13 protein-coding genes and 1 riboswitch are annotated in these 11,557 nt (G+C 66.3%); of the genes, 5 read left to right on the top strand and 8 right to left on the bottom strand.

Annotation, left to right across the window (positions count from 1 at the left end; all coding sequences use genetic code 11):
* Positions 1-69 precede the first annotated feature (69 nt).
* The 4 genes from ACH49N_RS34655 to ACH49N_RS34640 form a co-directional block, all read right to left on the bottom strand.
* Positions 70-1,194, bottom strand: a complete 1,125-nt coding sequence (locus ACH49N_RS34655) for a glutamate--cysteine ligase (protein ID WP_358277126.1) — start codon at positions 1,192-1,194, stop codon at positions 70-72.
* 75 nt (positions 1,195-1,269) lie between these two features.
* Entirely contained in the window at positions 1,270-1,986 is a 717-nt protein-coding gene (gene sodC, locus ACH49N_RS34650; protein WP_358277124.1) for a superoxide dismutase[Cu-Zn], read from the bottom strand.
* Between the two features lie 96 nt (positions 1,987-2,082).
* A complete protein-coding gene (locus ACH49N_RS34645; RefSeq protein ID WP_284708606.1) occupies positions 2,083-2,592 on the bottom strand; it encodes a LytR C-terminal domain-containing protein in 510 nt (169 codons plus the stop codon).
* A 76-nt stretch (positions 2,593-2,668) separates the two neighbouring features.
* Positions 2,669-3,007 carry a DUF3263 domain-containing protein gene (locus ACH49N_RS34640; protein WP_109327656.1) on the bottom strand — a complete coding sequence of 113 codons (339 nt, stop codon included), beginning with the start codon at positions 3,005-3,007 and terminating at the stop codon, positions 2,669-2,671.
* Positions 3,008-3,186: 179 nt separating this feature from the next.
* Here ACH49N_RS34640 and ACH49N_RS34635 point away from each other — a divergent pair, with 179 nt between their 5' ends.
* Genes ACH49N_RS34635 through ACH49N_RS34625 form a run of 3 tightly spaced genes read left to right on the top strand, consistent with a single transcriptional unit; the run spans position 3,187 to position 5,572 of the window.
* Positions 3,187-3,777 (top strand): peptide deformylase, encoded by a 591-nt coding sequence (locus ACH49N_RS34635; RefSeq protein WP_358277122.1) that lies wholly within the window; start codon positions 3,187-3,189, stop codon positions 3,775-3,777.
* Positions 3,767-4,741, top strand: coding sequence for a GNAT family N-acetyltransferase (locus tag ACH49N_RS34630; RefSeq protein ID WP_358277120.1), 975 nt, complete (start codon positions 3,767-3,769; stop codon positions 4,739-4,741). The genes ACH49N_RS34635 and ACH49N_RS34630 overlap by 11 nt, the downstream gene beginning before the upstream one ends.
* 27 nt (positions 4,742-4,768) lie before the next feature.
* Entirely contained in the window at positions 4,769-5,572 is an 804-nt protein-coding gene (locus tag ACH49N_RS34625) for an exodeoxyribonuclease III (protein ID WP_317768766.1), read from the top strand.
* A gap of 33 nt (positions 5,573-5,605) precedes the next feature.
* Here the strand turns inward: ACH49N_RS34625 and ACH49N_RS34620 are convergent, their stop codons facing one another.
* Positions 5,606-5,965 carry a GNAT family N-acetyltransferase gene (locus ACH49N_RS34620; RefSeq protein ID WP_317768767.1) on the bottom strand — a complete coding sequence of 120 codons (360 nt, stop codon included), beginning with the start codon at positions 5,963-5,965 and terminating at the stop codon, positions 5,606-5,608.
* 89 nt (positions 5,966-6,054) lie between these two features.
* Positions 6,055-6,429 (bottom strand): GNAT family N-acetyltransferase, encoded by a 375-nt coding sequence (locus ACH49N_RS34615; RefSeq protein ID WP_159920096.1) that lies wholly within the window; start codon positions 6,427-6,429, stop codon positions 6,055-6,057.
* Positions 6,430-6,561: 132 nt separating this feature from the next.
* A riboswitch (TPP riboswitch) is annotated at positions 6,562-6,669 on the top strand.
* Here ACH49N_RS34615 and thiC point away from each other — a divergent pair.
* Both thiC and thiD read left to right on the top strand, forming a co-directional pair.
* Entirely contained in the window at positions 6,661-8,307 is a 1,647-nt protein-coding gene (thiC, locus tag ACH49N_RS34610) for a phosphomethylpyrimidine synthase ThiC (protein WP_358277117.1), read from the top strand. (Overlaps the previous riboswitch by 9 nt.)
* A gap of 10 nt (positions 8,308-8,317) precedes the next feature.
* Entirely contained in the window at positions 8,318-9,163 is an 846-nt protein-coding gene (gene thiD, locus ACH49N_RS34605; RefSeq protein ID WP_358277115.1) for a bifunctional hydroxymethylpyrimidine kinase/phosphomethylpyrimidine kinase, read from the top strand.
* 32 nt (positions 9,164-9,195) lie between these two features.
* Here thiD and ACH49N_RS34600 read toward each other — a convergent pair whose 3' ends face one another.
* On the bottom strand, positions 9,196-10,050 hold the full coding sequence (locus ACH49N_RS34600; protein ID WP_250775010.1) for an adenylate/guanylate cyclase domain-containing protein: 855 nt from the start codon (positions 10,048-10,050) through the stop codon (positions 9,196-9,198).
* Between the two features lie 52 nt (positions 10,051-10,102).
* Positions 10,103-11,557: a M20/M25/M40 family metallo-hydrolase gene (locus tag ACH49N_RS34595; RefSeq protein WP_358277113.1), complete on the bottom strand. Its 1,455-nt coding sequence runs from the start codon at positions 11,555-11,557 to the stop codon at positions 10,103-10,105.

Genomic DNA, 11,557 nt, shown 5'->3' with positions numbered 1-11,557 from the left:
CGACACCCGGCAAGTGTAAACAACACATGAACAGAAGGTGGACAAGCGTCCGACCCCGGTACCGCGGTGTCAGGTGCCCAGCTCCTTCACGAGAGCATCGACCACGGCCACCAGATCGCCCCCGGTGGCCTCCGCAACCTGGCGTTGGCGCTGATAGGAGGCCCCGCGGCGCGGGATATCGGCCACAGCCGCCAGTTCGTCCGCACACCCGATGCGCGCAGCGGTGGGTGCGAGCTTCTCGAGCAGATCGTTCAGGTCGTCGGTGACGAGCCTCTCGTTGCTCTCCGAGTCGAGGATGATCTCGGCGTCGAGCCCGTACCGCGCCGCCCGCCACTTGTTTTCCTTGACATGCCACGGCTGCAGGTTCGGCAGGTTCTCGCCGGCCTCGAAACGCCGGTCCAGATCGACAATCAGGCAATGCACGAGCGCCACGAGCGCACCGAGTTCGGCCCGGGTCGAAATGCCGTCGAAAACCCGCACCTCGATGGTGCCCCAGCGCGGAGCCGGGCGGATGTCCCAGTGCATGCCGCCGATCTTGGTGATCACCCCGGTTTTCATCTGATCACTGATGAAGTCCTCGTACTGCGACCAATTCGCGAACTGGTAGGGCAACCCGGCCGTGGGCAGCTGCTGAAACATCAGCGCACGGTTACTGGCGTACCCGGTGTTGACGCCCGCCCACATCGGTGACGACGCCGACAACGCCAGGAGATGCGGATACCGCTGCAGCAGAGCATTGAGAATCGGGAACACCTTCTGCGGTGACGACACACCGACGTGAACGTGCACACCCCAGATCAGCATCTGCCGCCCCCACCACTGCGTGCGTTCGATCAGCTCGTCGTAGTCGGGTGTGCGGGTGACCAACTGGGTGGACCACTGGGCGAACGGGTGGGTGCCCGCGCAGATCAGGTCGACACCCAGCGGGTTGGCGGCCCGCCGCAGCAGATCGAGCGACTCGTCGAGATCGCTCATCGCCTCGCCGACGGTGGAGTGGATGCCGGTCACGAGTTCGACGGTGTTGCGCAGCAACTCCTTGGTGATGCGCGGATCCTCCGGGCCCGCCAGATTCGCCACCGCATCGAACACCTCGGCGGCCGTATTGGAGAGATCACGCGTGACCCTGTCGACCAGCGCGATCTCCCACTCGACACCCAGCGTCGGCCGCGGCGAACCGGGAAAGGGAACTACCACGATTCCGATCCAACCACAGGCCGCACGGTGCGGCAGTACACCGACATCCCGGCGTCAACCGGGATGTCGGTGATCTCAGCTTTCGCCCAGGACACCGCAGGCCACACGTGAGCCTGCGTCCCCGGTGCTCAGGGTTTCCTGATCGGGAGCGGGTGCGTATCGGGTGGGGATGTTCGCGAAGTTGTCGGCGCCGGAGTGGATCATGACCGCGGTCCCGGCATCGCTGTTCTTCAACTCCTCCACCGTGAACGCGTCAGTGGTGGTGACCAATTCGCCGGTACCGTCTTCGAGAATCTGCAGCGAGGTGAGGTCGCCGCTGGCCGGATGGCCGGAGTGTCCCTCGACCTGGAAGTGTCCACCGGCGGAGAGGAAGTTACCGGGTGCACCGCCGGTGGGGGCGACGGAGTTCGTCTCACACTTGCCGACCGAATGCACGTGGAACCCGTGGAATCCGGGAGTCTGATCCTTGACCGACACGGTGACCTCGACGTGCTCGCCGGACTGCGTGAAGGTGGCGGTGCCGACGTCGTTACCTTCGGCATTCTTGAACGTCGCAGTGAGGGTTTCGCTTCCGCTTCCGCTCTCGCTGTGCCCGCCGGCCGAACCGTGGCCTGCGTCGCCGGGAACGTCTGCGGCACTGGGATCGGCGGCTCCGGTCCACACGGGGGGCGTGGTGCCCGAGACGTCGGACGGCTCCTCGTTGTTACTGCAGGCGGTCAGCCCCAACGCAGCGATGGCCACCACGGGGGTGACAATGCGCCAGGACATCCGACGGGTAGTACTCGAGGCCATCAAAACCGCTCCTTTGAGGTGGCGAAGAAGTGCAACTGATCATAACCACGACGCCCCTGGACCGGCCTTCCGGTCCAGCCTGCACCGGCGCTCGCGCTACCCGGCGGCGGTGACGATGACGATGACGCCTGCGGAAGAGTTCGCGATACCGGCGAATCGGGGTTTGGCCGTAGCCCCCAGTTCGGCGGCGATCTGCGTCGCCGCTTCCTTCTCGGCAGGCGAATTGCCGTAGTAGACGGTGGTTTCGGAGATCGTTCCGTCGCTGTAGTTTCCCGTTTCGGCCACCGTCCAGCCGGCCTCGGTGAGCTCGGTGGCCGTCTGTCCGGCGAGTCCGGTGACGTTGCTGTTGTTGAACACCCGCACGGGCACCGACGACGCGTCGGCGGACACGGATGTACCCGAGGGACCGGACGTCGTGCTCGCCGACGCGGACGTCGAGGTGGCACCGGACGCCGGCGCGGTCGCAGTCGTCGTGCGCGCCGCGGCAGAAGCCGGCGGGGCCGCGGAGGCGGTCGTGACGGTGGCCGCAGTGTTCTCCGAGTCCGAATCACCGAGTGAGGCGAACCCGAGACCGGCGAAGAGGATCGCGAGAGAAATCAGCACCATGGCGAGGGCACGTAACGGCGGGCCGGACGATTGCGGATTCTGATTGCTCACGGTGTCGACCTTAGCGACCGGGCTGCTAGGTGACGTCGAACCCGAGGCGACGAGCGGCGCGGGCCTTCTGCCTGCTGGCGCGCAGACGCCGCAGCCGCTTCACGAGCATCGGATCTGCCGCGAGGGCCTCCTGGCGGTCGACCAGGGCGTTGAGCACCTGGTAGTACCGGGTGGCCGACATGTCGAAGAGCTCCTTGATTGCCTCTTCCTTGGCCCCGGCATACTTCCACCACTGACGCTCGAAGGACAGGATGTCGTGTTCCCGACGGCTCAGTCCGTCGGTCCCGACCTCGTCGACACCTGCGGAGTTGTCGTTGTCGGTGCGCTCGGACTGGTTCCGACTACGCGCTGTTGCGCCGTCCATGTCACTCCTCGACTACTAGCTCTCGCTCGAATTCAGCGAAACCACGTTCCCCCGGCTCCTCGATCGCGTGGGCCGACCGAGCAACGAATTACACAGCTGTACTTCAGCGACTATTCAACCATGAGGAAGGCCGCAGGCAGTGCCGGCGACGCGGGCGCGCCGCACTATCCTTGACAACCATGGCCATCCTCCCCATCCGGATCGTGGGCGACCCGGTACTGCACAAGCCGACCGAGCCGGTGTCCCAGTCACCCGCAGAGCTCGCCGAACTCATAGCGGACATGTACGACACGATGGACGCCGCCAGCGGTGTCGGGCTCGCCGCCAACCAGGTCGGCGAGTCGCTGCGCGTGTTCGTCTACGACTGCCCCGACGTCGACGACAGCGGCAAAGCCTTCCGCCGTCGCGGTTGCGTCGTCAATCCGGTGCTCGAAACGTCCGAGGTCCCCGAGACCATGCCCGACCCGGACGACGACGTCGAAGGCTGCCTCTCCGTCCCGGGCGAGCAGTTCCCCACCGGCCGCGCCGACTGGGCCAAAGTCACCGGCACGGACGCCGACGGCAATCCCGTCGACATCGAGGGGCGCGGATTCTTCGCTCGGATGCTGCAGCATGAGGTGGGGCACCTCGACGGCTTCCTCTACGTCGACATGCTGATCGGCCGCAACGCGCGGGCCGCGAAGAAGACGATCAAACGCGCCGGCTGGGGCGTCCCGGGCCTGAGCTGGGTGCCGGGAACGGTCGAAGACCCCTTCGGGCATGACGACTGACATTCCTGTCGGTAGCCGGGTGGTGCTGCGTTACGCGTTGCCTCCCGGCCACAGCCACCCGATGACCGACGTCGTCGGGATTCTGGAGGGCGTCGCGCCGTTCGTCACCGTGCGTGCGTCGGACGGTTCGGTCGTCGAGGTGGAACCGGACCGGGTGATCGCACTCAAGGCCGTCCCCGCGCGGCCGGTCCGCACCAGCGAGATCCGAGCGCTCGAACTGGCTTCCGCCGACGGTTGGCCGGGAGTCGAACACGCCTGGATCGACGGGTGGCTGGCCCGGTACGGTCACGGATTCACCGGGCGCGCGAACTCGGCGGCCCCACTCGGTGACCCGGGCACGGTCGGCGACCTGGCAGACAGCTCCCCCGGCAGCACGCTCGATCGTCTGCGCCACTGGTACGCCGAGCGCGAGCGCCCGTTGCGGCTTCTGCTTCCCGATCGGCTGGGCGCGGTGCCACCAGGATGGAATCTCAGCGACGAGGTGGTCGTGATGGCCGCCGATATCGCGAATCTCATCCTTCCCCAGGGCCCTCGCACTACCACGATCACCGATCGTCCCGACTCCGATTGGCTCGCGCTCTACCGGTACCGCGGGTCCGCGCTCCCCGACTTCGCGGTCGACGTGCTCGACGCCGTCCGCGGCGGCACGCTCGGCTTCGGCCGGATCGGCGCCGCCGACTCCACCCTCCTCGCAGTCGCACGCGGTTCGGTGACCTCGGCCCCGGACGGCCGCCTGTGGGTGGGACTCACCGCGGTCGAGGTGGCGCAGGCCCACCGCAGGCGCGGTATCGGCAGCCTGATCTGCGGCGAGATGATCGCGTGGGGTCGCGAGCAGGGAGCCACCCATGCCTGCCTGCAGGTGGCCGCGGAGAACGAGGGTGCTCAGGCGATGTATCGCGGCCTCGGCTTCGTTGCCCACCATCGGTACCGGTACGCGACGGAACCTGTCGGCGGCGGGCACTAGGTCGGCGGCGGGCACTAGGCTGACGGCGTGCGCATCGCTACCTGGAACGTGAATTCTGTTCGTGCCCGTACCGACCGGATCCTCGACTGGCTTCAGCGGACCGACACCGACGTGTTGGCCATGCAGGAGACCAAGTGCAAGGACGAGCAGTTTCCGTACGAGCGTTTCCGCGAGCTCGGTTACGAGGTGGCGCACGTCGGTATCAGTCAGTGGAACGGGGTGGCCATCGCGTCCCGCGTGGGGCTGACGGATGTTCGGATCGGTTTCGACGATCAGCCCGGGTTCCACAAGGATCCAGAGGTTGCCCCTGTCGAGGAAGCCCGCGCGATCGGTGCCACGTGCAACGGTGTCCGCGTGTGGAGCCTGTACGTTCCGAACGGACGCGAGCTGGCAGATCCGCACTACACCTACAAGCTCGAGTGGCTGTCGAAACTGCGTTCGGATGCGGTCCGGTGGCTGGAGAAGAATCCCGAGGAGCAGATCGCCTTGGTCGGCGACTGGAACATCGCGCCCACCGACGACGACGTGTGGGATCCTGCCCTCTTCGAAGGCAAGACGCACACATCCGCACCCGAGCGGGAGGCCTTCCAGTCCTTCCTCGAATCAGGTTTCACCGATGTGGTGCGGCCGCACACACCGGGTCCGGGCGTGTACACCTACTGGGACTACACGCAGCTGCGATTCCCGAAGAAACAGGGAATGCGGATCGACTTCATCCTCGGCTCGCCCGCTTTCGCCGGCCGGGTCGACAAGGCGGAGATCGACCGCAACGAACGTAAGGGAAAGGGCGCGAGCGATCACGCGCCGGTCATCGTCGACCTCGGAGACTGACGCACCTGCACGAGCGCGGAGGCGTAGAGACGTTCAGTCCTCGACAAGGATGTCGAGGGACTCCGGGTGCCGCGAGAGATAGCGCTGGACGTAGGTGCAGATCGGGCGTACTTTCCAGCCGCGAGTGCGTGCCTCGTCGAAGGCTGCGCGGACGAGTGTTTCCGCCAATCCCCGGCCACCGAATTCCTCTTTCACCACCGTGTGCATGAACGCCACCACCTCGCCCGGTTTCGCCGTGAAACCGGGGATGTCGTCCTCGTCGCGATAGCCGAGAATCCCGACGAGTTCGTCACCGAGCCACAAGTCGAAGCGTTCGTGAGCCGGATCGTCGAGTACACGAACATCGGCGGCCGAGACACTGCCCGACGGGGAAGCCTTCGAAATGTGATCCATGCCACCATGGAACCAGTAAGTCGCAGACTGGGGGAGCACAAACGCCGTAACCGGGATCGATTCGTTGCCGGGTTTTCCGCGTCCAGCAGTCAGCGTTCGATCGGTACCACGAGATCGCGATACTCCGGATGTGCCGACAGGAAGCGCTGGACGTAGGTACACACCGGTCGCACCTTCCAGCCGTATTCCCTGGCCAGGTCGAGGGAGCGCCCCACCATCATCGACGCAAGTCCGCGATGCCCGAAGTCCTCGACGATCACCGTGTGCATGAACGAGACGATCGGAGCCGGGACGCTGGGCGGGCGCCGACCGGCCGTCACCCCCACCCCGGCGCCGGCGCCGGTCGGCGGCCCCGAGAGGTCGTAGTATCCGAGGATTCCGACCAGATCCCCACTCAGCCGCAGCTCGAAGCGGTTCTGATCGGCATTGTCGATCACGTCCACAACCTGCGAGTCCGTCAGCACTGCGACCTCCTGGTGTTTGCTTCGTGATCAAAACGTGATGTACGTCACCATTTATACCGACTCTCCGGGCTGCTGTCCAAGGTTCCCCCGAATGATTTCTCACAGACATGTCGGTTACAGTCTGTGCGACAACTACACATCCACGGGGGCTCGCACCAGCGGGCTGAGAGGACGGCTAGGGCCGTCGACCGTCGAACCTGTCCGGGTAATGCCGGCGTAGGGAGCATCTCGATGAGCAGAACTGTATCTACGGCCACGTCCGTCACGACGGGGCCGATCGCGGGCAGCACCAAGGAATACGTGCAGTGGAGCGACGACATCCGCGTACCGGTCCGGCGCGTCCACCTGACCAACGGTGAGCATCTCGACCTGTACGACACGTCCGGCCCGTACACCGATTCGAACGCCCAGATCGACGTTGCGGCCGGACTGCCCCGCATCCGCGAGCAGTGGTCCGGGGATCGCGGGCAGACACAACTGGACGCCGCCCGGGCGGGCGTCCTCACTCCGGAAATGCGTTACTGCGCTGCGCGCGAGGGTGTCTCACCGGACACCGTGCTCGCCGAGGTCGCTGCGGGACGGGCCGTGATCCCGGCCAACCGCAAGCATGCAGAACTCGAGCCGATGATCATCGGCAAGGCGTTCGCGGTGAAGATCAATGCGAACATCGGCAACAGTGCGGTCACGTCCTCGATCGCCGAAGAAGTGGAGAAGATGGTGTGGGCCACCCGTTGGGGCGCCGACACCATCATGGACCTCTCGACCGGCAAGAACATTCACGAGACACGCGAGTGGATCCTGCGTAATTCCCCGGTCCCGGTGGGCACCGTGCCGATCTATCAGGCACTCGAGAAGGTGAACGGCGATCCGACCGCCCTCACCTGGGAGATCTACCGAGACACCGTGCTCGAACAATGCGAGCAGGGCGTCGACTACATGACGGTCCATGCCGGGGTGCTGCTCCGGTACATTCCGCTGACCGCGCGTCGCGTCACCGGCATCGTCTCGCGCGGCGGCTCCATCATGGCGGCCTGGTGCCTGGCACATCACCGGGAGTCGTTCCTGTACACGCACTTCGAGGAGTTGTGCGAGATCCTGCACCGCTACGACGTCACATTCTCGCTCGGCGACGGACTCCGGCCGGGGTCGATCGCGGATGCCAACGACGAGGCGCAGTTCGCGGAGCTTCGCACCCTGGGTGAGCTCACGAAGATCGCGAAATCCCATGGCGTGCAGGTCATGATCGAAGGCCCCGGACACGTGCCGATGCACAAGATCGTCGAGAACGTACGCCTGGAGGAGGAACTGTGCGAAGAGGCACCGTTCTATACTCTGGGCCCATTGGCCACCGATATCGCCCCGGCCTACGACCACATCACTTCGGCCATCGGGGCGGCGATGATCGCGCAGGCGGGCACAGCCATGCTCTGCTACGTGACGCCGAAGGAGCACCTCGGGCTGCCGAACCGCGACGACGTCAAAACCGGCGTGATCACGTACAAGATCGCCGCGCACGCCGCCGACCTCGCCAAGCAGCACCCTCGGGCGCAGGAACGAGACGATGCTTTGTCGAAGGCGCGCTTCGAGTTCCGCTGGCACGACCAGTTCGCGCTATCCCTCGACCCGGACACCGCCCGCGAATTCCACGACGAGACCCTGCCTGCGGAACCCGCGAAAACAGCCCACTTCTGCTCGATGTGTGGCCCGAAGTTCTGCTCGATGCGGATCTCCGCCGATGTCCGGGAGTACGCCGAGAAGAACGGCCTCGATTCGGTGGAGGCCATCGAGGCGGGCATGGCCGAGAAGCCGGACGAGTTCGTCGGCGCAGGTGGCCGTGTATATCTGCCCGTCGAATCCGTCACCTCAGAGAATCGGTAAGGTCCCCTCCGTGAAGCTGCTGCCCCTGGCCCCCGACGGCCAGACCCCCGTCCGAGTCCTCACCATCGCCGGCACCGATTCCGGCGGAGGCGCCGGAATTCAGGCCGACTCACGGACGATGGCTCTGTGCGGTGTCCACGCATGCGTCGCGGTGGCCGCCGTGACCGTGCAGAACTCCGTCGGTGTGAGCGGGTTCCACGAAATTCCGCCCGAGACGGTGGCGGCGCAGGTCCGCTCCGTCGTCGGTGACATCGGCGTGGGAGCGGCGAAAACGGGCATGCTGGCGTCCACCGCCATCATCGAGGCCGTCGCGGGTGTCTGCACAGAAGTGGGGATCGGGCGCGGCCATCCGGTCCCGCTCGTCGTCGACCCGGTCTGCGCGTCGATGCACGGGGATCCGCTGCTCCACGCCGAAGCGCTCGATGCCGTACGGAACACATTGATACCGATCGCGACAGTGGTGACGCCGAACCTCGACGAGGTCCGGCTCATCACGGGGATCGAGGTGGTGGACGACGCCACCGCGCGCCGCGCAGCCGAGGCTCTGCACGCGCTCGGGGCCCAGTGGTCGATCGTCAAGGGTGGGCACCTGCGTACGTCGGAGGTCAGTACCGACCTGCTCTTCGACGGGGACACTTTCCGGGAGTTCAGCAGCCCCCGGATCGACACCGGCAACGACCACGGAGGCGGCGACACCCTCGCGGCGGCCATCGCAAGCGCACTCGCCCACGGGTGGTCTGTGCCCGACGCCGTCGCGTTCGGCAAGGAATGGGTCACCAAGTGCCTCGAGGCGTCGTACGACCTGGGAGCCGGTCATGGCCCCGTCTCCCCCCTCTGGCGACTTCGTCACCCGTGAGTACTTATTAACCTGCGGCGGTTGATAAGTACTCACGGGCGGCGGAGCCGCAGCCGCCAGATACCGAGGTCGGACGGCACCCCGCTGGGGGCGGGGGCGAAGAAGGCGCGGCGCCACGGTTTGACGCTGATACCGAGTTCCTCCAGCGTCCCCGGCTGAAGCGCCGAGAGGGTGGCGGACGACGCCATGACGTTGCCGTCCCCGCCGAGCTCCATCATGCGGGCCGCGATGGTGACGTCGACGCCGAGCCAATCGCTGCCGATCTGCCGGGGAACTCCCGTGTGGATTCCGACCCGCATCCGCGGACGGTAGCCGTCGACCTCGACATTCCGGAGCGCGTCCTGCGCGGCGAAGACAGCGTCGACGGCGCGATCAGGGCTGGGGAAGACGGCCATCACGCCGTCGCCCATCCGCTTCACCACGTGTCCGCCGCGGTCGACCATGGGTGTCTCGATTGCTTTGGCGACGTCTCGTAGCAGCGCGAGGGTGGCGGTATCGCCGGCGGGGAGGGACCAGCTCGAGAAGCCGACGAGGTCGGTGAACACGATGGTCACTTCCCGGGTTCCCCGGCCGCGACCGGTGCGCTCGAGCAGCGCTTGCCACACCTGCAGGGCGCCGAGGCTCATCTCCCGGGACGCTCCCGGCTGATGGTCGAGGAAGCGGTCCGCCACGCGGGCCACGGCGCGTGCGGTGCCGGGGCCTGCAGTGGACAGCGGGTCGCCGAATGCCGGATCTCCCGGCAAGGCACGGCGGACCCTGCGCAGTCCCTCGATCAGCTGGGGCCGACGGTTCAGTGCTCCCACCCAGCCCAGAACCTTGTCCTGTCTACTCTCCTCCGACGCAGCGTCGAGTTCGGCAGCGCTGTCGTCGGCCGGGTCTTCGCTCACGAGCGCAAGAGTAACCCAGCGTCACAGGCAGAAGCCCGTGACGAATCGGACATCACTGCGCTGCCCGAGCCTTCTCCCGATCGGCGCCGGTGGGGACACCGTTGGGACCGGCCAGTGACTCCGCGTAGACCCCGACTGCGTAGGCCACCGCGGACGCATTCTTCGCAAGAGCTGCCCGGTCGATGTTCGCGAGGGTGTCGGTCGGGCTGTGGTAATGCTTGTCGAACACGGCGTCGGGTGTGCCACCCCATTTCTGGGCCTCCTCGGCGGTCTTCTTGTCGTCGGCACCACTGAACACCCCGCCCGACGGAATCTTCTGCTCGATGAACGGACCGTAGTCGGAGCGGCCGTCGAAATCGGTGCCGTTCGCGGCAATACCGTTCTTACCGAGGTAATCGACGAAAGTGCGCTCGATTCCCGCCGAACCTTCGGGGCCGGGCCCTTCGCCGACGTTGTCGGAGTTGTCGCCGTCGTAGGTCAGGTAGCCGGCGTTCTCCGAGCCGAGCATGTCGAAGTTCAGGTAGAGCGCAATGTCGTTACGCTCCTCCTCGCTCAGGCCGGTGACGTAGGCCTCGGAGCCGAGCAGGCCCAATTCTTCGGCGCCCCAGAAGGCGAACCGCACCGCGTTGTCGGCGTCCGGGGAACCGCCGAGCTGGACCGCCGTTTCGAGGATCGCGGCCACGCCTGTGCCGTTGTCGTTGATGCCGGGACCCTCGGGAACGCTGTCGAGATGAGCGCCGACCATGACGACATCGTCGGTGGAGCCCGTCGTGGTCTGGGCGATGACGTTACGGGACGTGCTGGTCTCGGTGCTGGTGTCGAGCGTCAGCGTGACGTCTCCGCCGCCCTGCCGGAGCGCGTCGCCGTCGGCCCTGCTCACCCCGCCGGTGGGAATTTTGCCCGCCGACGGATCGCCGAGAGTGCCGCCGCTCATCGGCCCGTCTTCGTTGTTGACCACGATCACGGCCGAAGCGCCGCGCTCGGCCGCTATCTGCTGTTTGGCCGAGAACGGGCAGATACCCCGGTCGACCAGCACGATCGCTCCGTTGACGTCGAGACCGTCGTAATCCGTTGCCTCACACCCCGGGGTCTCGTCCTGGCGAGCCGGCACCAATCGCGCCGTCAGTCCCTCGGGTCCGGTGGACGGGCTGTAGGACAGTGCTCGTACCTCGACGTCACGATCGCGCGACCTCAGTTTCTCGGCGGCGACATCGAAATTGTGGAACTCGAATTCCGGGGTCTGGACGTCGAAGCCGTTGTCCGTCAGAACTTGTGCCACGTAGTCGACGCTGGCTTCGTATCCGGGGGTGCCTGCGGCGCGGTTGCCGTCGTTGTCGTCGGCGATGGTTTGCAGTTCCCCGAGATGCGCCACCAGCGCGTCCTCGGTGACCGATCCGGCGAGTGCGCTCGCGTCGACCGGCGGCGACTCCGGTTCGCTCGTGGACGAGCACCCGGCCAGCACCAGCGCACCGGTCACTCCGACGGTGAAAAGTCCCCGTAGTCGCAT

The organism is Rhodococcus sp. NPDC019647, from assembly GCF_044389235.1.
GTDB classification, from domain to species: Bacteria; Actinomycetota; Actinomycetes; order Mycobacteriales; family Mycobacteriaceae; genus Rhodococcus_F; species Rhodococcus_F oxybenzonivorans.
This window is presented reverse-complemented; position numbering and strand designations above follow the sequence as displayed.

Bases quoted from the DNA above. Each gene is read 5' to 3' on its own strand.
- sodC (WP_358277124.1), bottom strand. From the start codon at position 1,986: ATGGCCTCGAGTACTACCCGTCGGATGTCCTGGCGCATTGTCACCCCC.
- ACH49N_RS34645 (WP_284708606.1), bottom strand. From the start codon at position 2,592: ATGGTGCTGATTTCTCTCGCGATCCTCTTCGCCGGTCTCGGGTTCGCC.
- ACH49N_RS34640 (WP_109327656.1), bottom strand. From the start codon at position 3,007: ATGGACGGCGCAACAGCGCGTAGTCGGAACCAGTCCGAGCGCACCGAC.
- ACH49N_RS34635 (WP_358277122.1), top strand. From the start codon at position 3,187: ATGGCCATCCTCCCCATCCGGATCGTGGGCGACCCGGTACTGCACAAG.
- ACH49N_RS34630 (WP_358277120.1), top strand. From the start codon at position 3,767: ATGACGACTGACATTCCTGTCGGTAGCCGGGTGGTGCTGCGTTACGCG.
- ACH49N_RS34620 (WP_317768767.1), bottom strand. From the start codon at position 5,965: ATGGATCACATTTCGAAGGCTTCCCCGTCGGGCAGTGTCTCGGCCGCC.
- thiC (WP_358277117.1), top strand. From the start codon at position 6,661: ATGAGCAGAACTGTATCTACGGCCACGTCCGTCACGACGGGGCCGATC.
- ACH49N_RS34595 (WP_358277113.1), bottom strand. From the start codon at position 11,557: ATGCGACTACGGGGACTTTTCACCGTCGGAGTGACCGGTGCGCTGGTG.